At 46.3% G+C, this 19822-nt stretch carries 15 protein-coding genes, 1 tRNA gene and 1 pseudogene; 11 read left to right on the plus strand and 6 right to left on the minus strand.

The features are described 5' to 3' along the window. Positions 1–34: 34 nt before the first annotated feature. The 4 genes from B5F34_RS16375 to B5F34_RS16390 form a co-directional block, all read right to left on the minus strand. Complete coding sequence (locus B5F34_RS16375; protein ID WP_087340855.1) at positions 35–3145, minus strand: N-6 DNA methylase; 3111 nt, start codon at positions 3143–3145, stop codon at positions 35–37. A 428-nt stretch (positions 3146–3573) separates the two neighbouring features. Beyond that, complete coding sequence (ltrA, locus tag B5F34_RS16380; protein WP_087340856.1) at positions 3574–4980, minus strand: group II intron reverse transcriptase/maturase; 1407 nt, start codon at positions 4978–4980, stop codon at positions 3574–3576. A 479-nt stretch (positions 4981–5459) separates the two neighbouring features. Continuing rightward, complete coding sequence (locus B5F34_RS16385) at positions 5460–6089, minus strand: hypothetical protein (protein ID WP_087340857.1); 630 nt, start codon at positions 6087–6089, stop codon at positions 5460–5462. 55 nt (positions 6090–6144) lie between these two features. Then, a complete protein-coding gene (locus tag B5F34_RS16390) occupies positions 6145–6369 on the minus strand; it encodes a hypothetical protein (protein ID WP_087340858.1) in 225 nt (74 codons plus the stop codon). Positions 6370–6805: 436 nt separating this feature from the next. Between B5F34_RS16390 and B5F34_RS16400 the strand changes: the two genes are divergently transcribed. Continuing rightward, positions 6806–8062, plus strand: coding sequence for an ATP-binding protein (locus B5F34_RS16400; RefSeq protein WP_087340859.1), 1257 nt, complete (start codon positions 6806–6808; stop codon positions 8060–8062). Beyond that, positions 8062–8892 (plus strand): phosphoribosyltransferase family protein, encoded by an 831-nt coding sequence (locus B5F34_RS16405; RefSeq protein WP_013616480.1) that lies wholly within the window; start codon positions 8062–8064, stop codon positions 8890–8892. The genes B5F34_RS16400 and B5F34_RS16405 overlap by 1 nt, the downstream gene beginning before the upstream one ends. Positions 8893–8895: 3 nt before the next feature. On the opposite strand, the pseudogene B5F34_RS16410 reads toward B5F34_RS16405, so the two are convergent. After that, positions 8896–9267: pseudogene (locus B5F34_RS16410) on the minus strand (M23 family metallopeptidase); the annotation flags it as partial. A 165-nt stretch (positions 9268–9432) separates the two neighbouring features. Between B5F34_RS16410 and B5F34_RS16415 the strand changes: the two are divergent. The 9 genes from B5F34_RS16415 to B5F34_RS16455 all read left to right on the plus strand — a co-directional run bounded on the left by B5F34_RS16415 (position 9433) and on the right by B5F34_RS16455 (position 19177). Further along, a complete protein-coding gene (locus tag B5F34_RS16415; RefSeq protein ID WP_087340860.1) occupies positions 9433–10719 on the plus strand; it encodes a site-specific integrase in 1287 nt (428 codons plus the stop codon). A gap of 70 nt (positions 10720–10789) precedes the next feature. Beyond that, complete coding sequence (locus B5F34_RS16420) at positions 10790–12085, plus strand: PDDEXK nuclease domain-containing protein (RefSeq protein ID WP_087340861.1); 1296 nt, start codon at positions 10790–10792, stop codon at positions 12083–12085. 7 nt (positions 12086–12092) lie between these two features. Next, positions 12093–13112: a hypothetical protein gene (locus B5F34_RS16425; protein WP_087340862.1), complete on the plus strand. Its 1020-nt coding sequence runs from the start codon at positions 12093–12095 to the stop codon at positions 13110–13112. A 43-nt stretch (positions 13113–13155) separates the two neighbouring features. Then, a complete protein-coding gene (locus B5F34_RS16430; protein WP_239449017.1) occupies positions 13156–14013 on the plus strand; it encodes a DUF5694 domain-containing protein in 858 nt (285 codons plus the stop codon). Positions 14014–14244: 231 nt separating this feature from the next. Then, positions 14245–14553, plus strand: a complete 309-nt coding sequence (locus tag B5F34_RS16435; protein ID WP_087340863.1) for a DUF3853 family protein — start codon at positions 14245–14247, stop codon at positions 14551–14553. Between the two features lie 14 nt (positions 14554–14567). Then, a complete protein-coding gene (locus tag B5F34_RS16440) occupies positions 14568–15644 on the plus strand; it encodes an AAA family ATPase (RefSeq protein ID WP_087340864.1) in 1077 nt (358 codons plus the stop codon). 207 nt (positions 15645–15851) lie between these two features. Next, on the plus strand, positions 15852–16811 hold the full coding sequence (locus B5F34_RS16445) for a toprim domain-containing protein (RefSeq protein WP_087340865.1): 960 nt from the start codon (positions 15852–15854) through the stop codon (positions 16809–16811). Between the two features lie 224 nt (positions 16812–17035). Then, entirely contained in the window at positions 17036–18439 is a 1404-nt protein-coding gene (locus tag B5F34_RS16450) for a mobilization protein (protein ID WP_087340866.1), read from the plus strand. Positions 18440–18568: 129 nt separating this feature from the next. Beyond that, positions 18569–19177, plus strand: coding sequence for a hypothetical protein (locus tag B5F34_RS16455; RefSeq protein ID WP_087340868.1), 609 nt, complete (start codon positions 18569–18571; stop codon positions 19175–19177). 201 nt (positions 19178–19378) lie between these two features. Here the strand turns inward: B5F34_RS16455 and B5F34_RS16460 are convergent. Then, positions 19379–19453: transfer RNA gene (locus B5F34_RS16460), tRNA-Asp, on the minus strand. Positions 19454–19822 lie beyond the last annotated feature (369 nt).

Consider the following 19822-nt stretch of genomic DNA (forward strand, 5'->3'; position numbering starts at 1 on the left):
TTCTATACCCTGCATATTACAATCGTAAAAATAATCAGAACTTATATTTATAAAAAATGCTGAAATTCAATACATTTAGAATATCAAACAAAAAAATAAGAAAATTCTGATAATGCGATTCGTCCACAAAAATATGGTCTATGCCCATTGAATGGAAATCCACGGTATCATCTTTCCGCTCATTGATTTTCATCCGCAATTCGGCGAGTTTCGCTTTCAGATTCTCCTGCCGCTTCTCCAGTCCTTTCTGCATCTGCCTGCTGCGGTAGCGCATGGTGGAGTTCTCCAATACCTCAAGGCTGCGCTCCACATCGGCAAGTTCTTCGGAGAAAATCTCCATCATGGTTATTTCCGACTGCGGTATCTTTGCGAACTGGTCGTGTGTCAGGATGATGCAGTCCCAGTTATTGTTTTTGATTTTAGCAAACACCTCTTTCCGGTTGGCAGGCGTGAAGTCCTCCTTGCCCGGATAGAGTAGTTTGGCAGACGGATAAGCCTTGCGGAACGTGTCGGCTATCTCGTGCACGTTGGCTTTCAATCCGACAATAAGCGGCTTCCTAATTAGTCCGAGACGCTTCATTTCGTAAGCCGCCACGCACATTATCATCGTCTTGCCCGTGCCCACCCCGTGCCAGCAGATACCGCCGCCATTCTGCTTAATCATCCAGATAGCATCTTTCTGCGAGGGATAAAGCTCCTTGTAGGCGAAGTGCTCGAATGAAAGCCCCGGAAAGGTCTGCGCCGAACCATCATAGTGCGGCCTTACAAAACAGTTGAAACGCTCGTTATAGACCCTTACCAGTTCGTCCCGGACTTCCAACGGCTGCCTGTCGAGCCATTCGTTGAACCGCTCCCTAATCTCCTGTATCTTGGTGGCGGCTTCCTGTATGGCTTCCTCGTCCGGCACACGCACCTTGTCGCCGTTGCGTTCAATCTCTTTCGTTATCTCCGGCACGGTATCGTGCAAGGCATGGACGAACAGGTCTTCACCGTTGTAATTCCGCACGGAATAGGTGTTGTACGCCGCCGGAGAATAGCCTTTCAGCCTCACAAGGTAGGTGTCGTTCACATCGAAATACATCACCTCGGCTTCCACGCCGAACAGCTCCGCCGCAAAATCGGCGTATATCTTTGTGTCAATCCACCGCTCGCCCATGTTGATGTCAAGCTCCTCGTAAGGTATCGTTTCGGGTATGGCTTCCTCCAACGCCCTCACGGATGCCTCCGTCCATTCCTTTTCGGTGTTGCATAAAGAGGGAATATATGAAGCCATTTCCTTGTGCTTGGCTACGACATTCCCGGCAAGAAACTTTCCTTTATGCTCCCAACATCCGGCAACGGGATTGTAGAAAATCTCCCCTTTGAGAGCTTCCATGACTTCTTCCCAATCCGTGCCTGTGGACTGCATAATGTAGCCCATATCCACCCTGCCGTAGAAATTGAGGCTGCTTGCCAATGCCTCGAACGGTGCCAGTCTTACACCTGTGTCTATCTTTTTGAAAGCCACAGGCTCACGCATGATGTCTGACTTGAAGATGTTGTCGCCGACCTGCATTTCAATGGTATAGACCTCCATGCCCAGACTGTCCTGCATGATGAAATCCCTGTTGTCGTTCTCGTGGAAATATCCCCACTTGGTGACAAAGGCATCATACAGGGTGTTCAGCTTTTCACGCAAAGCCGCCTGTTCCTTTTCTTGCTCCCTCTCTTTCGTTGAAAGTTCGAAATACGCCTCACGGAGCGGCAAGTAGTCCGCCGCCCTCTCCACATTGACCTTGCCCTCGTCCAATGGCATGAAATCCACCGCCGTTTCCTCGTAGTGGCTTGACCTGCGGAACCGGAGCGTTCCTACCTGTCCCTCGAACAGCACTATCGCCCCCTCTTTCATCCATCCGGGCATATCCCCGGTGTATGCCCTCCTGCCTTTGTCCGGCACGGCGGCAACCGCCCCACCGAAAAGCGACATCTGTACAGGCGCATCGTCCTGTCCGATGAAAAGGCTCTTGTGGAAATATCTGTCAAAGTCATATTTAACCAAAGCGGAAAGGTATTGTGCCATTGCCGTATCAGAGCCGAGCCAGTGATGTTTGCGTACATATTTGCCGTATTGGTTCTTCACGATGCGGCTGTCTGTTGTCAGCACGGTTTTCGGCATGGAAAACAGTTTGTTGGCATATTCCGTCATCGCACCGTCCGCATTTACATTTTCCTTTGTGACTTGCAGGAAATATTTCTCCCGGAGCGAGAGGGATGCCTTGTGCGTGTGCTTCTGGAATATGAGCAGGTCGCTGCCCACCTCGATACCGCTCGTCTGCATGAAAAGCGTGTCGGGAAGCCTTACCGCACTGATAAGGTCGGCATGGCTGACAAGGTATTCTCTCACGAATTTGTTGCCCGGCGTGTCGGCTACGCCCCTTGAAGTGACGAAAGCCAGCAGTCCGCCCTCGTTAAGCAGTTCCATCGCCTTGACGAAAAAGTAGTTGTGTATGGTCTTGGTGGCCTGTTCGTAAATACCGCCTTTCTTCCAAAATTCCGTATCGAACACACGGAAATTGCCGAACGGAATGTTGGATGCAATGACATCGAATTTCCGATGCTCCAGCTCCTGCCTGTCTATTGCTTCAAACCCTCCTGTCACGGTGGTTGCTTCATCATGCAAAAGAGAAAGCACAAGCCCGGTAATTATGTCCTTTTCAATGGCGTAGCTGTGTGTGCCGCCCATAGCCACAGGCAGGAAACCTCCGATGCCTGCGCTCGGTTCGAGGAAGCTGCGCATCTGCAGTCCGTTCTCCCTGAATGTGGTGTGTATCTGACCTGCGACGGCTTCAATGAGGAAATCCGGCGTATAGAACGCAGTCAGCACGGAAGATTTAATGCTGTCCAGAAAGAGATTGTAATCCGCTTTGCTTCCCTGGACAAAGGTATTCAAAGCCTCCTGCAGACGGTTCATCAGTTCCGTCAGTTCCCCGGGCATGGGGATTTGCGTTCCGATAGTCAGCACTTCCTTGACACCTCCAAAGCCCGAATACTGCGCCAATACCTGTTTCTCTTCCTGTGTGGCTTTCCTGCGTTGTTTGTGGACAGTCACCGCTGTTTCTATGGCGGCCACATTTGCCGCCAGTGATTTCAATCTGTTGTAACTCATAGCTTAACCTTTTATTTTTCTTCCCTCTGTTCGGCCTGTTTGCGGCCGCCGGGAATTATTTTTCTGCTCCGAAAAGTCGGCAGGAACACCCGGCCAAGGCTGGACGGGAAAATACGCTCGACAGCGGAGAGGAAGATTTTCCCGGCTCACCCCTGCGGCGGCTTGCCGGCATTGGCAAAGGCTGGGACTGTCGGTTACTTTTGCAGCAAAATAGTTCCCCAGGAGGTCGCACGGCTGAATGGGGCGGAAACGCCGGAATAGAAAAGGGAGGATGCCCGGCAGGTAGAAAAGGGAATGGAAAAGTATAAAGGCCATTGCCGTCGGCAGACCGGAAAATCGAGTAGGAGGAAAACGAAGTAGTTTTCTTCCTACTTTCGTTTTCCGACCTCTCACACCACCGTACGTGCCGTTCGGCATACGGCGGTTCCTTAGTGCTGATGCAATTTGATGTATAAGTCCACAAGGCAAGGGTAGCCTTGAAGTTTCAGACGCTCATTATTCATGGCTCGGCATAATATCGGACTTCCTGCCGTGTTCCAATACCCTCCACGGGTATTAGCCCATTGCCAAGCCCGCCACTTGTCTATGCCACATTTCATGAGGTTCTTGAACTTTGTGCCAACCTTCTTCCAACTCTTCCATACATAACTCCGTATTCTACGGCGAAGCCACTCATCTGTCGTTTGGAGGATGCTCCGCATATCTGCCAATTTAAAGTAGTTCATCCAGCCTTTGATGAATTGGTTCAACTTGTCTTTCAGTCTTGCATACCCCCAACCGTTACTTCTTGATGTCAGCTCTTTCAGTTTCGCTTTCATCTTGGCAACCGATTTGGGATGCAGACGCAGACGACACTTCCCGTTCATCATATAGAAGGAGTAACCTAAATACTTCGCCCTGCCCACGTATGACACTTCTGTCTTGTCACGGTTCACTTTAAGGTGAAGACGTGATTCAATAAAAGTGGCGATACTCTCACGAACGCGTTCCGCCGCACGCTTGCTACGGCAGAGTATCATGCAGTCGTCAGCATAGCGGACGAACTTGTGCCTCCTGCGGGCAAGCTCCTTGTCGAGCTCGTTAAGCATGATGTTTGCCAACAAAGGACTTAAAGGACCGCCTTGGGGAACACCTTCCACACTTTCCTCATAGCCACGTTTAACCATGACTCCTGCCGTAAGGTACTTATGGATAAGCGATATCACACGTCCGTCACGTATGGTGAGGGACAATATCCTTATCAGTATACTGTGGTTTACCATGTCGAAGAAGCGTTCAAGGTCAAGGCACACGCAGTATTTATAACCTTGGGTGATATATTCCTGCGCCCGCCTCAAGGCCTTGTGGCAGCTCCGATGAGGGCGGAAGCCAAAGCTGTTGTCGCTGAACTGCCGTTCATAGATGGGGCTCAGTATTTGGCTGATGGCTTGTTGGATGACCCTGTCCACCACCGTCGGGATACCAAGCGGGCGGGTCTTGCCGTTATCCTTCGGGATTTCCACCCTACGGACGGGATTCGGGCGGTATCTGCCCGTTTTCAAGGATTCCACGAGTTCATCTTTGTGTTCTCTCAGATAGTCACCCAACTGCTCGGTTGACAATCCGTCCACTCCACCACTGCCATGGTTGCGCTTAACCTGCAGATAGGCACGGTTAAGGTTATACGGCGAGAGGATGTACTCTAATAGATTCCCACGTTCAAATTGCACTTCCTTGAGGTTGTTTTCAGTCATGTCCATGAAGGTCTGCACCCCCTCATAACTTTCGCATTCCGTGCTATCCTTTTGAGGGTGGCTATCGATTGACGTCGGTATTTTCTGCATTCTTTCCTTCATGGAGTGACATTCATTTACTGCTCAATTGACTAATGGTTCAGTCCTTCCCCAAGACGAGTGGATAAATCATCGGGTACTATGACCTCGGCTGACTTCTCATGGCAAGCTTTACTCCGTGATTCGGAAATTCATCCTCCGCACGTCCATGAGACCTCCCCAGTTAAGGACATCCTCTTTCCATCTTATACCTGCTTGATTTACTTAGGGCATTTCCGTATAGCTATCGGACTTTGATTTGTATAGTAATCTCATCCATGCCCACCAGCCTTATATCAAGTTTCTGTACGTCAGGCCAGATGTTTGCCGCCGGCTTCCTTCAGATTCCACTTCGCAATGGACACCCTTGCCCTTGGCTATACACTTCCCGCTATCGGGCGTGTTACGGACTTGCACCGATTAGAGAATGTTCGTGCTGGGCGAACGATAAAAAGCCGTACCGGGCCATTCTGCCCGACACGGCTTAGCTTTGTTCCGACGGATTAGTCGATGTCGTACCCAATCATGAACTTGTCATTGATAAGCAAATAGTAATAACCGTTTCCACAATCCCGGTATTCCTTGCTGAAGCCAGCCTTCATGCCTCCCTCACCATCCGGTTCGCACCAAAGCGTACCGTCATAACCGCAAAAATCAAAACGACTGGTAGAGAAAGTTTTGCCATCTTTCAATGCCTTTCTGAAAAGGGCCATGCTCGTGCTGCCGCAATACTTTTCAATTCTTGCCAGACTGATGCACATTCCGTCAATTACTGTTCCTGTCGTAATATGGTTCTCATACAGGGACTTTTCCGGGTCGGCTGCGGCAATTTTCCGGAGCCAGTTGTTGGTATGTGTGGCAAGGCGTGCGAGCCGCTGGTATTTAAGGAGTAGTTTCCTGTTCCTGTCCTTTTCATTATCCTGTGAGGGGGCGTAGATTTTTTCGATGTTGTCCCAGTCTGTAAAGATGTAGCCACGCTTGCGCTTTCCCTTGGCAATGATACCGATGGCATTTTCACCACCCCGGTTGATAAATAAATTCCTACGCTCCCCGTAAATCCTGATATACAAAAACGATGGGTTCTGTTCGTTACGGAGATAGGCTTCTGCCGGATGAATATTAGTCAATTCCATATTTATAAAGTTATTTGTTTATGATTTAATGGTCATTCGTTATTAAAAACATGGGTCAGAATTTGGGGATGTAGCCAGACTTCAATAGTTCTCCATCCCTGTAAAGTTCGATACGTCCGGGTTTGAAGCCCATCTCACCGAGTGCTATATACCGGATATAGTCCCGGTATTCCTTGCCCGAAAAGTTCTTCCCGCACAGATTGTTGAAAATCATAGGGATTGCGTGTTCGCTGCAACTTGCCAGCACCGTGCAGCCGTTCTGCCTGATTTCTTCCGTCATAATCTTTCAATTTTAATGTTCAACATCAGTTTGTTTCTTTCCCTCTGTTCGCCCTCTGTGCGACTTCGGGATTATTTTTCTGCCCCGGAGGGCGGCAAGGAGCAACCGGACAAGGCTGGACGGGAAAATACGCTCAACAACGGAGAGGAAGATTTTCCCGGAACACCTCCGGCGGTCTGCCGGCATTGGAGGGGTTGTGACGGACGGGTATCTTTGCAGCAAAATAACTCCCTGAAGGTCGCAGGGCTGAATGGCGGTAAGGTAACACGGGGTAAAAGAGTATGATTAGGCAAGAAGCTTTCACAAAAAAAAATATTCTAACCTAAAAAGTTGTCATTAATGACGCTTTTTCCGATTAGGATTTTGCCATACGATTGAAAACAGTTATTTTTGTAATCGAAAAATCCGTCATAAACTGACATAAAATTCGATAGGCATGGCACATATAGAAAGGAATAAATATTTGGATGAACTTGTTTCCCTGCGACATAACGGTATGATCAAGGTCATAACGGGTATGCGCAGATGCGGCAAGTCCTATCTTCTTTTTGAGATATTCGCTTCATGGCTTGAAAATGAGGGCATTGCTTCAGACCATATCATAAAAGTGGATCTGGAAGACTATAAGAATCGGGAAATGAGAAATCCCGATAATCTGTACGCATACATGGAAAGCCGCATTGCGGATGACGCCATGTATTATCTTCTGCTTGACGAGGTACAGATGCTTGATAAGTTTGAGGATGTCCTGAATGGCTTTTTAAGGATGCGGAATGTAGATGTGTATGTAACAGGCAGTAATGCAAAGTTTCTCTCCAAGGATATAGCCACAGAGTTCAGGGGGCGTGGTTTTGAAGTGAAAATGTACCCTTTGAGTTTCGGTGAATACATGTCTGTTTATCCGGGCAGTATCCAGGCCGGCTTCAATGAATATATGCTATATGGCGGTCTTCCGCAGATATTGTCATATAATACGGAAGAACAGAAAGCGAAATTCCTGAAATCCTTGTTCGACGAGACCTATATCAAAGACATCAAAGACCGCTATGAGATACGCAAGGACGATGACCTGGAGGAACTTATCAACATCATGGCTTCCGGTATCGGAGCGTTGACAAACCCGAACAAACTGGCGAACACTTTCCGGAGCGAGAAGAGGTCAAGCATCTCTTATGATACGGTCAAAGAATATATCGATTACCTGATCGATTCGTTTTTGGTTGAAAAGTCCACCCGCTATGACATCAAAGGAAAGCGATATATCAACTCCCCTTACAAATATTACTTCATGGATTTGGGATTGCGCAACGCCCGCATCAATTTCCGTCAATCAGAAAGGAGTCATCTGATGGAGAATATGGTTTACAATGAATTACGGATACGTGGGTTCAATGTGGATGTAGGTACCGTTCCGGTTGTTGTGACTGATGAAAACGGCAGGCAGCAGCGTTCCAGCCTTGAAGTCGATTTCGTCTGCAACTTGGGAAGCAGGCGGTACTACATACAGTCGGCTTACCGAATGGAGTCTGATGAGAAGATAAAACAGGAACGGGCATCCCTACTGAAAGTGGACGATTCGTTCAAGAAAATTATTGTCATCGGTGAAGAAAGTCCTGTAACAAGAGATGAAGTAGGTATTACAACCATCAGTATTTATGATTTCCTGCTGAAGGACAATTCACTTGAATTGTAATGGAACCGAGGCTGCTCTTCCTGATACTGGTCGGCATAGCGATAGGCTTGTCCTGTCTGGCCGGGTACTGGCGGAAGAAAGCCGGGGAAGCCGCTTTTGCCGCTGCCCTGCTCGCCGATAAAGCCGAGGACCGTGACCGCCACTGCCGTCTGGCTGTGATGGCCGGGCACAGGGATGCCTGCCGTATGTTCTGCTTCGCCCATCCCGATTTTTACGAGGACAGGCATCCGCTCAAGCCTTTCCGTTTCCGTGGCATAAGCGTGACGTTCTACGGCCATTATTATCCGTCACGCTACAAAAGGCTGCTTGACGAAGAACAGCGTGGGTTCTGCCGTACTCTCTATGCCTTCAAAGAGGGAGAGAACCACGGCATCGACTTCTTCAAGGCTTGTATGGCCGCCCTGCCGGTGGACACCGCTTCCTGTCATGTCATGTTCATGCCATGCAGCAACTGGATAAAATACGGCCAGCGGTTCAAGCGGCTCGACTGGTACATCACGACCCACCGGAAGGAACTCACCTCCGGACTGTATGATGTCGATGTACACAGTGAACGCGAGAGCCTGCACGAGTGCAAGGGCAGCGAACGCATCCTTGAAAGAAACTACAATATTACAGGCGACATCAAGGGAAAAAGAATCATCATCGTGGACGATGTGTTCACGAGCGGCCAGAGCCTTACCGACTACAAGGAAGAGATAGAGCGGTGCGGCGGCGAAGTGGTGGCCGCCATCTTCTACGGAAAGACCGTTACGGTTCCGCCGCTGTTCCTGATAAAGGCCCATGTATGGGGCGGACATATCGTCCGCGCCATCACGCACGAGCCATAGGTCTTATGACATTTCTGCCAATGCCGCCAGGCATTTCTCCCGTGTGGTTTTGATGTAATTGAAAATCTTAGCCGGATTCACACTCTTCCCGTTGCGCCTGCAAGTGATGTGCAGATGCTCGCCGGTGCTGCGTCCCGTGTTTCCCGTAATGCCGACCGCATCCCTCGGACGGACAACAGCCCCTTTGCCGACCAGTATCCGCGAGAGATGGCAGTAGCTGACGGTGAACTCACCGTGCCGCAACACCACATATTTTCCCGAAGCCCTGTCCTGTCCGACCTTGATCACCGTGCCCTCCATCATGGCCAGCACCTTGTCACCCCGCGCGTGCAGGTCTATGCCGTTGTGGAACTTCCTCTTTCCGGTAAATGGGTCCGGACGGGACTTTAACTTACACAATCAAGAAATCTCACAAAGCTGCAATATGTTGATAATAATCAAGTTATTACAAATCAACTATATTACTAAATATCATTAAATACCTTTTGCTGTTTCAATTATTGGGTGTATATTTGGGTGTTGATTTTAATACACCCAGCTATGAACATCAAGAGAAACATCATCTTTTCATTGGAAAGCCGCAAGAAGAACGGAGTGCCAATCGTGGAGAATGTCCCTATCCGTATGCGTGTTGTTTTTGACAGCCACCGCATCGAGTTCACGACAGGCTATCGCATTGATGTCGCTAAATGGGATGCCGACAAGCAGCGTGTGAAGAACGGATGCACCAACAAGCTGAAGCAAAGTGCATCGGAAATCAATGCGGACTTGCTGAAATACTACACCGAAATACAGAACATCTTCAAGGAGTTCGAGGTGCAGGGATTCATGCCGACTACCGAGCAGGTAAAGGACGCATTCAACAGATTGCACAATGAAAAAAAGGAAGATGGGGAACAGGCTCCGGTGGTATTTCTGCCTTTGGAGGTATTTGACGAATTCATCAAGGAGTGCGGCACGCAAAACGGCTGGTCTGATGCCACCTATGAGAAATTTGCCGCAGTCAGGAAACATCTTGAAAAGTTTGACAAGGGACTGACTTTTGAATCGTTGGACGAACCCAAGCTGACAAAGTATGTGAATTTCCTGAAAGACACCGAAGATATGCGGAACACATCCATCATGAAACAGGTCGCCTATCTGAAATGGTTCCTGCGCTGGTGTACCAAGAAAGGGTATTGCATGAACAATGCCTACGAAGATTTCAATCCAAAACTGCGGAGTACCCCGAAAAAAGTGATATTCCTCACATGGGAAGAACTGAACCAACTCAAGAACTATCAGATACCTGAAACCAAACAGTATCTTGAACGGGTGAGGGATGTCTTTCTGTTCTGCTGCTTCACCGGGCTTCGGTATTCTGATGTGCATAACCTGAAGAAAAGCGACATCAGGGACGGATATATAGAAATCACCACCGTAAAGACCGCCGAAAGGCTTATCATCGAGCTGAACAACCACAGCAAGGCGATACTGGATAAATATAAAAATGTGGAGTTTGAGGGGCATAAGGCTCTCCCGGTCATCAGCAACCAGAAGATGAACGATTATTTGAAGGAATTGGGCGAGCTTGCCGAAATCAACGAGCCTGTGAGTGAAACCTATTATAAAGGGAGCAGGCGTATAGATACCATTACACCCAAATACGCATTGCTGGGCACCCATGCCGGAAGAAGGACTTTTATCTGCAATGCCTTGGCTCTCGGCATTCCGGCTCAGGTGGTCATGAAATGGACGGGACACAGCGACTACAAGGCGATGAAACCCTACATTGACATCGCTGATGATGTGAAAGCCAATGCGATGAACAAATTCAACCAACTGTAAAAAACAATCATCAAGTTTCATGGAAAGCCTGTAATTTGGCTTACCTTTGTGACTTTCAAAGCATACAACAATGAGCAACAACGATAACAATATAGAGAAAAGAAGTTTCGAGGCTTTCGTCAATGCCATCGGTTCGGAAATAGAGCAGGCGCAAGTCCGGCTCATCAGTGCAGCCAATGCGCAGATGCTGTTCCATTACTGGAAGATGGGCAACTACATATTGTACCATCAAAACCTGCAAGGATGGGGCGGCAAGGTCATCAAGAAACTGGCGCAGGCGATACGGTTCAATTATCCCGAAAAAAAAGGATATTCGGTCAGGAACTTGGCTTATATGTGCCAGTTCGCACGTTCATATCCATTGGGTGCATTACGGAGTTTCATCGAAACCGATGCGAAATTGATTACTCCAAGTGTGCAAAGAATCACGGATGAAATCCAAAGCCTGAACAATGTTTCATTTACGCAAGAACCTCTTGCGCAAATACAATCCTCAGACAACAAGGGAGTTGCAATTGTGCAAGAACCTCTTGCACAAATTCAGGATGTAGCCCAGACAGTAGCCGCCGTTTACCGGATGCCGATAGAGGACATGGAAAAACTGTTCCTTGCATCACCTGTTGCAAGAATCAATTGGGCAAGCCATGTGATTCTGCTGAACAGTTCGCTTCCGTTGGGTGTGGAATACTGGTATATGAAGCAATCCGTGGAAATGGGCTGGAGCAGCAATGTCCTGAAAATGCAGATTGAAAGCAAATTGTACGAAAGGCAAATCAACAGCCAAAAAATCAATAATTTTACCGCCACGCTTCCCGCACCCCAAAGCGACCTTGCCAACTACCTGTTGAAAGACCCGTATATCTTTGACTTGGCTGGAGCTAAAGAACGTGCGGACGAAAGGGACATAGAGGAACAACTGGTGAAGCACGTTACCCGTTACCTGTTGGAGATGGGCAACGGATTCGCCTTTGTCGCAAGGCAGAAGCATTTCCAGATTGGCGACAGCGATTTCTATGCCGACTTAATCCTGTACAACATAAAGCTCCATGCATACGTAGTTGTGGAACTGAAAGCCACCCCGTTCAAACCGGAATACGCAGGACAGTTGAACTTCTACATTAATGTGGTGGACGACAAACTGAGGGGAGAGAATGACAACAAGACCATCGGGCTGCTGCTATGCAAGGGCAAGGATGAAATTGTAGCGCAGTATGCGCTGACAGGCTATGACCAGCCTATCGGCATCAGCGACTACCAACTCAGCAAGGCAGTACCCGAAAATCTGAAATCTGCGTTGCCGAGCATAGAACAGGTGGAAGAAGAACTGACAATGCTTCTTGACAATGAAAAGAACAAACAAAAGTAAGACACCTATGGCAGACAAGATACAAACGATAATCCCCCGATACGGAGAACTCAACAGAATATACAGGGACTATATAGACAATAGAGTTTTCTCTTTTGACAGGCAGAAATTCATTTCCGATTTCTATCAGGAATATAGTGACACAAAATCTTTTGAAGCCGCCATCCTTGAACTGGTGCTTGACAGGCAAAAAGAACAATACATCTTGATACTCAAAAGCCTGAAAACCGAAATAGAAAAGAGCATACAGGCCTATGAAACGCACCCCATAAGTGACAGTGCGATAGAACGTGCCTGTTATCAACATATGGAAAGGTATTCCCTTGAAATTAAAGCCCAACTGGATGTCACAAGAAGCCTGAGCAAGCCGCTGAATGAAGCCAACAACAGGTATGATTCCATTGGCTATAGGGAACATACTGCCGAAGAGGAAAAACAGGCTGAAAAAGAATATGAACGCTGCAAGGATGAATATGACAAGGAAAGAGCCAAACTGAATGAACTCTATGACCAGCAAAAGGCAGCAAGGAAAGAGGCATTCCAATATATGAAGAACCGTTGTGAGGACATGTACCGTCAAAGTTGCCTTTTTCTGGATATATTGAAGAAATACATTCCTGACGGGAAACGACAGGACGAGCCGAGCAAGCCAATCAGTCAGCAGGAAACGGCGGATGAACAACAAGAGTATTTCAGCATGAAATTGCTTTCGCTCATTCATGAGGTATGTGTTGGAGAACAGTTCGAGGAAATTTCCGCACCGGACTTCTATGCCAATATGAACCTGCACCCCTGCAACTGCAAGTTGAGAATTAAACCGAGAGAGAAAATACGTGTATGCTATCTGATATTTCTGATGGGCGAGAAACTTTCCAAACAGGACAGGGACAAATGGAAAGCCGGAATACTGGAACTGCTGGATATTGACGATAGCTACTACAAGTCAAAGTACAAGGAGCCTGTTTCCGATTTTCCGAGTGACAGTAACCAGAAATTCGCCAAAGAAATGGAACATATATTCAGATAATCCTCTAATCATAATCAACTTATTTCGTAAACATATGAATGATATGAAAAAAATATTTATAGTAAAATATGTGCTTGCATTATTGTGTTCTATAATATCATCTTGGGGGATTGCACAAGATGACATATCAACCCCTATACCTGTATTAACATTAGGAACCTTTCATTTTGATTTCCCAAATTTGGATAAAGTACAATATGATACCAATGAAATAATTGACATATTTGAACCAAAGTATCAAACTGAAATTGATGCATTGGTTAATGCTTTATCGAAATTTTCTCCTACTATCATCGTAATAGAGCGTCCAGTAAAAATGCAGGCTGAAATAGATTCTTTATATAAATTATATCGAGAAAACCAATATGTCTTACAACGAGGAGAGTATGAGCAAATAGGTTTTCGTCTGGCTAAAAAATTAGGTATAAATCAAATTTATTGTGTTGATGAATGGGGCAAACATTATAATAATATTGAAGAGCTATTGAAGGATGAAAGTACCAAAGATTTTATACAATTTGAAAACAGTTTCTATAATCATCCTGACTCTTCTAAGATGTATTATCCCAAATCAGTATTTAAGGAACAAGGAATAATATCCGAACTGATTTTGCTTAATAATCCGGAAAATATTCGACGAAGTTTAGGAAACTATTTAATAGGACATTTCAAATACGAAGCCAATAATCATGACTTTATTGGAACTGATTTTGAAACTGGACGCTGGTTTAATCGGAATTTACGTATATTCAGAAACATACAGAGAATCAAAACGGGGACAAAAGATAGAATTCTTGTAATATTTGGCTCTGGTCATATGAATATATTAAATTACCTATTTGAATGTTCACCTGAATATCGGTTGTATGATGTGTGTAATTATTTGAATATAGATAACTGAGGTAACATGAAATGATATATCCTGATATTTTACGAAAGTTCCACTTTTACCACTCAAATTAATTTTTGAGTGGTATTTTTATTTTCTGATATTCAATAAGATACATCGATATTCGGATTATATCGTCCCCATCCTTACCACTCATAATCCTACCTAATTTTGCATCGTTCGAGAACAGAAATAACAGCCAGTGCGCAGGGCTGATTGTTTAACGACTAATTAGATTGGACGATGACAAATATCCAAGAATTATTATCCAAACCCGTCTGGCAGATGACAGGCGAAGAGTTCATAATGTTGAGCAGGCACGCATCCGTTCAGACAGAAGCGCAGCCGCAGCCCGTAACGGACACAAGCAGGAAATATGTGTACGGAATACCCGGCATAGCCAGACTGTTCGGATGCAGCCTGCCTACTGCCAACCGCATAAAGAAAAGCGGAAAGATAGACAAGGCTATCACCCAGATAGGGCGCAAGATTATCGTGGATGCGGAACTTGCCCTTGAACTGGCAGGGAAGAAAACAGGCGGACGCCAATAACGGGAGGAATCGCTATGGACTATATGAAAGACATCCGGGAAATATCGGACGAACAGGCGGTAATTCTTTGGCAAGCCTCACGGCTGAGCCTGTCAGGAAAATACGAAAAAGCACCCGAAATCCTCAGCGTGAAAGGTTCAGTTATCGGTACGTTGGGAAATTTCAGCGCATCCATCGGCAAAGCCAAAAGCAAGAAAACATTCAATGTGTCGGCTATCGTGGCTGCGGTATTGAAGAACGGCACGGTGCTCAGGTATGCGGCTGAACTTCCCGAAGCAAAGCGGAAAGTGCTTTACGTAGATACGGAGCAAAGCCCCCACCACTGCCTGAATGTAATGGAACGCATCATGCGCATGGCAGGGCTGCCCGATGACAGGGACAACGAGAACCTTGAGTTCCTTGCCCTGCGGAAATACACGCCGGAGCAGCGCATAAGGATTGTCGAACAGGCAATCTACCATACGCCGAACCTTGGTCTAGTGGTGATAGACGGTATCCGTGACATGGTGTATGACATCAACAGCCCCAGCGAATCGACACGCATCATATCGAAACTGATGCAGTGGACGGACGACAGGCAGATACATATCCACACGATACTCCACCAGAACAAGGGGGATGAGAACGCGAGGGGACATATCGGCACGGAACTGAACAACAAGGCAGAAACCGTGCTACTTGTTGAAAAGGACAAGAGCAACGGGGACATAAGCAAGGTTTCCACCATGCACATCCGTGCAATGGACTTCGAGCCATTTGCCTTCCGCATTAATGACAGGGCACTGCCCGAACTGATAGAGGATTATCAGACAGAAGCCAAAGCACCCGGCAGACCCCAAGGCGAAAGGTTCGATGCCTGCAAGGACATTTCCGAGCAACAGCACCGGATAGCACTGGAAGCAGCATTTTCGTTACAGGACGAATACGGATATAAGGAACTGAGCAAAGCATTGAAAGAGTCGTATGCCTTGGTGGGTGTTCCGTTAAGCGACAACAAGCTGGTTAAACTCATCACAGTGTTGAAGAACAAGCGGATGATAGTGCAGGAAAATGGCAGGAAGTACAGGTACGAACCGGATTTCCACTATTAGCCCAATCCTCGCAATCACTTCACTTTATTCTCAGGGTCTATATATTAGGATAAAGCGAAGTGATTGTAGGGGCACACTCAACCGCTTCACTTTAAGCCGTATCCTATATATACGACAATAAAGTGAAGTGATTATACAGCCAGTAACCTATATGAAAAGGTACTGGCGAAAAGAAAAACAAACAATAACCGATAAAAACAATCATTTATGGACATACAGACAGCAAAACAAATCAGACTGGAAGAATACCTACACAGCTTGGGATATAGCCCGGTGAAGCGGCAGGGCATCAATCTCTGGTACAAATCACCGTTCAGGGAAGAAACCGAAGCATCGTTCAAGGTGAACACCGAGCGGAACCAATGGTACGATTTTGCGCTCGGCAAGGGCGGCAACATCATCGCGCTGGCTTCGCACCTCTATGCAACGGACAGCGTGCCGTACCTTTTGAAACGCATAGAGGAACAGGCACCGCACGTGCGCCCCGTTTCTTTCTCTTTTCGCAAGCAGTCATTTACAGAGCCGAGTTTCCAACAGTTGGAAATCGTGCCGCTTTCTTCTCCTGCCTTGCTCGCTTACTTGCAGGAAAGGGGAATAAATCCGGTACTGGCGAAAAAAGAATGTAAGGAAGCGCGGTTTACGCACAACGGCAAACGGTACTTCGCCATTGCATTTCCCAACATGTCGGGCGGCTATGAAATCCGAAACCGATATTTCAAGGGCTGCATTGCACCGAAAGAAATATCCCATATCAGGCAATCGGGAGAGCCAAGAAACGCGTGTTTCGTTTTCGAGGGATTTATGGACTACCTCTCATTTCTGACCCTGCGGCTCGAAAGCTGTCCGCAATACCCTGAATTCGACAGGCAGGACTACATGATTCTGAACTCTGTTGCCAATGTTTCCAAAGCACTCTATCCGCTGGGAAGCTATGAGCGTATCCACTGTTTTTTTGACAATGACCGTGCAGGAATGGAAGCACTTCAGCAAATCCGCAAGGAATATGAAAGCACACGGCATATACAGGACGCTTCACAAATCTACTACGGATGCAAAGACCTGAACGAGTATTTGCAGAAGCGCATGGCGGATAGAAAAGAACAAATACAGTCCGTCAGAAAGAAGAATGATACGCTATCCAAGAAACCGAAAGGCTTCCGGTTATAGTCCATTATAACTACACGCTCCGCTTGCGTAGTTGTGGGCTCTCCCGAGAGGCTTAGGACGCTGCCCTAAGAACCCGGCAAGGGCTTTCAGCCCTGTGCAACCCGACCAAAGAGTGACCCTCTCTTTGGAAACTCCGCTCATGGGTTGCACCCCTAAGAACCCCTTGCGGATATGAGTGGAAAGCAACAAACAGATTTAGTAAACAACCCAATCAGAATTAAAAAATGGCAACAAAATCAAGCATACATATCAAGCCTTGCAACGTGGCATCAAGCGAGGCTCATAACCGGAGAACTGCCGAGTATATGCGCAACATCGGAAAGTCCAAGGTATATGTGGTATCCGAACTCTCTGCGAATAACGAGCAGTGGATAAATCTGAATTTCGGCAATCCCGAATTGCAGGCACACTATGAGGACATCAAACGGATGGTCAAGGAAAAGACTGGTCGTGCCATGCAGGAAAAGGAGCGTGAGCGCAAAGGGAAGAACGGCAAGATTATCAAAGTGGCAGGATGTTCACCCATACGTGAGGGAGTGTTGCTCGTCAGACCGGACACGACACTGGCAGATGTGCATAAGTTTGGCGAGGAGTGCCAAAGACGCTGGGGCATCACACCGCTCCAAATCTTCCTGCACAAAGATGAAGGACATTGGCTGAACGGACAGCCTGACCCGGAGGACAGGGAGAGTTTCAAGGTAGGTAAAAGGTGGTTTAAGCCGAATTACCATGCGCATATCGTATTCGACTGGATGAACCACGATACAGGCAAGAGCCGCAAGCTTAATGACGATGACATGATGCAGATGCAGACCTTGGCATCCGACATCCTTCTGATGGAGCGTGGAAAGTCAAAAGCCGTAACAGGCAAAGAACATCTGGAACGGAACGACTTCATCATTGAGAAACAGAAAGCCGAACTGCAACGTATAGAAGCCATAAAGCGGCATAAGGAACAGCAGGTAAACCTTGCCGAACAGGAACTCAGACAGGTAAAATCGGAGATACGCACGGACAAGCTCAAAAGCGCGGCTACCGATGCTGCCACGGTTATAGCAAGCGGAGTGGGTTCTCTTTTCGGCAGCGGGAAAATGAAGAAACTGGAGCAGTCCAATGACGAATTGCGTCAGGAAATTGCCAAACGGGACAAGGGAATTGATGACTTGAAAGCCCAAATGCAGCGTATGCAGGAACAGCACGGCAAGCAGATACGCAACCTGCAAGGAATACACAACCAGGAACTTGAAGCCAAAGACAAGGAAATATCACGGCTGAATACCTTGCTTGAAAAGGCTTTCAAGTGGTTTCCGATGCTTAAAGAGATGTTGAGAGTAGAAAAGTTGTGCGCTGCCATCGGCTTTACCAAAGAAATGATAGAGAGCCTTCTGACAAAGAAAGAGGCTATCAGATGCAACGGCAGGATTTATTCCGAAGAACACAAACGGAAGTTTGACATCAAAAATGATGTTTTCAAGGTAGAAAAGAATCCGACCGATGACAGCAAACTGGTACTGACCATAAACAGACAACCGATTAGCGAATGGTTCAAGGAACAATGGGAGAAATTTCGGCAAGGTTTACGACAGTCTACGGAAGAACCAAGAAAAAACAGAGGATTTAGAATGTAATTGTTAAATCGCTCAAATTTAGCAGAAAGGAGTAAACAATAGTATTTTGGTTGCTCCTTTCTTCGTATCTTTATGGCATTATTAAAAACTCATAATTATATGAATAAACAAATCTGTCAAAATAGAAATATGAAAGACGAAATAATTCAATTTTTAGAGGAGAGCATCATAGGTAAAACACTGTTTACTGATGATGTGGTTTACCAACTTGACAATGGAAAGTTAGAAGGTGTGTATAGCGACAAGATGGTGTTTTCTGATTTAGTAAAAACTGAGAATGGCTTCGGATTTAATATGACAACCGTCACACATGAACTGATTTATAATGTGGATGAGAAAGGTTCAAGAACGAGTATTGCCAAAGATTATACGGGGACAAGTGTGTTTCGCTATGGACTTGCTATACGGAAAAGCACTAATCAACTGACCGGTTATATGCACTGTATCTCTACAACAGTCCAAAATCAGACGATGGAAGCCGTAGTATGCGGAATATTCGATGTGCAATTTGACGGTAAAGAACTGAAATGGCAAGAAAACCAATTGTTGTATAGAGATAATTCCACAGGAGATGGCAGCTATAAGCCTGTTGTCTTCGATGCAAAAGTTCGTTTCTATCTTGATAAGGGGAAAGTTGTTTTTGAATATTTGCCTACACTTTGGAATATAAATCCGGAGACATTGGCGAAAAGTTTGTCTAAAGACGATTATCCTGCTTATGTGTCAAAAGAAAGATAACATTCGATTACTTAAAGATAAATGAATAGCAACTTCATGGAATTAACAGGTTGTTAGGGAAACCTTGCGGTTGGGTTGATATTACCACAATTCTTGCAAAAATAAAATCGGGTAATTCCAAATATAAAACACCCGACTTTACATTCTTGGGTGTAAAATCGGGTGCTTGTTTTGTAAAACATTGATTCTCAATGTTTATTGCGGTGCGGACGGGACTCGAACCCGCGACCCCATGCGTGACAGGCATGTATTCTAACCAGGCTGAACTACCGCACCTTTTAGAGGACATCTGATGTCCTTTCTTGATTTCGGGTGCAAAGATACATCTTTTTTGGAAACCAGCAAAACATATCTGACTTTTTTTGTCTTTTTCTCCTGTTTTTTTCCATGAAGTATTCTCCACAAGCCACCTTTTCACGCTAATCCATTCATTCTTTGAGATTTTGCTCGGGCTAAGTTTGAAGTCTAAATGTTTTAAAGGAGAATTAAACATAGAAGCCTAGAGCTTGTTCAAATTTTCCTCTTTTAAGAGCCTGTTTAAATTTTGCTCAGTAACATTCTTATCGCCGCCAGTTTCACCATTTCCTCAGCCGAATCGAACGTGAATTCGTAGTTCCGACAGAGCCTTCTATAATTATCGAACCA

Source organism: Mediterranea sp. An20, assembly GCF_002160055.1.
Lineage (GTDB): Bacteria > Bacteroidota > Bacteroidia > Bacteroidales > Bacteroidaceae > Bacteroides > Bacteroides avicola.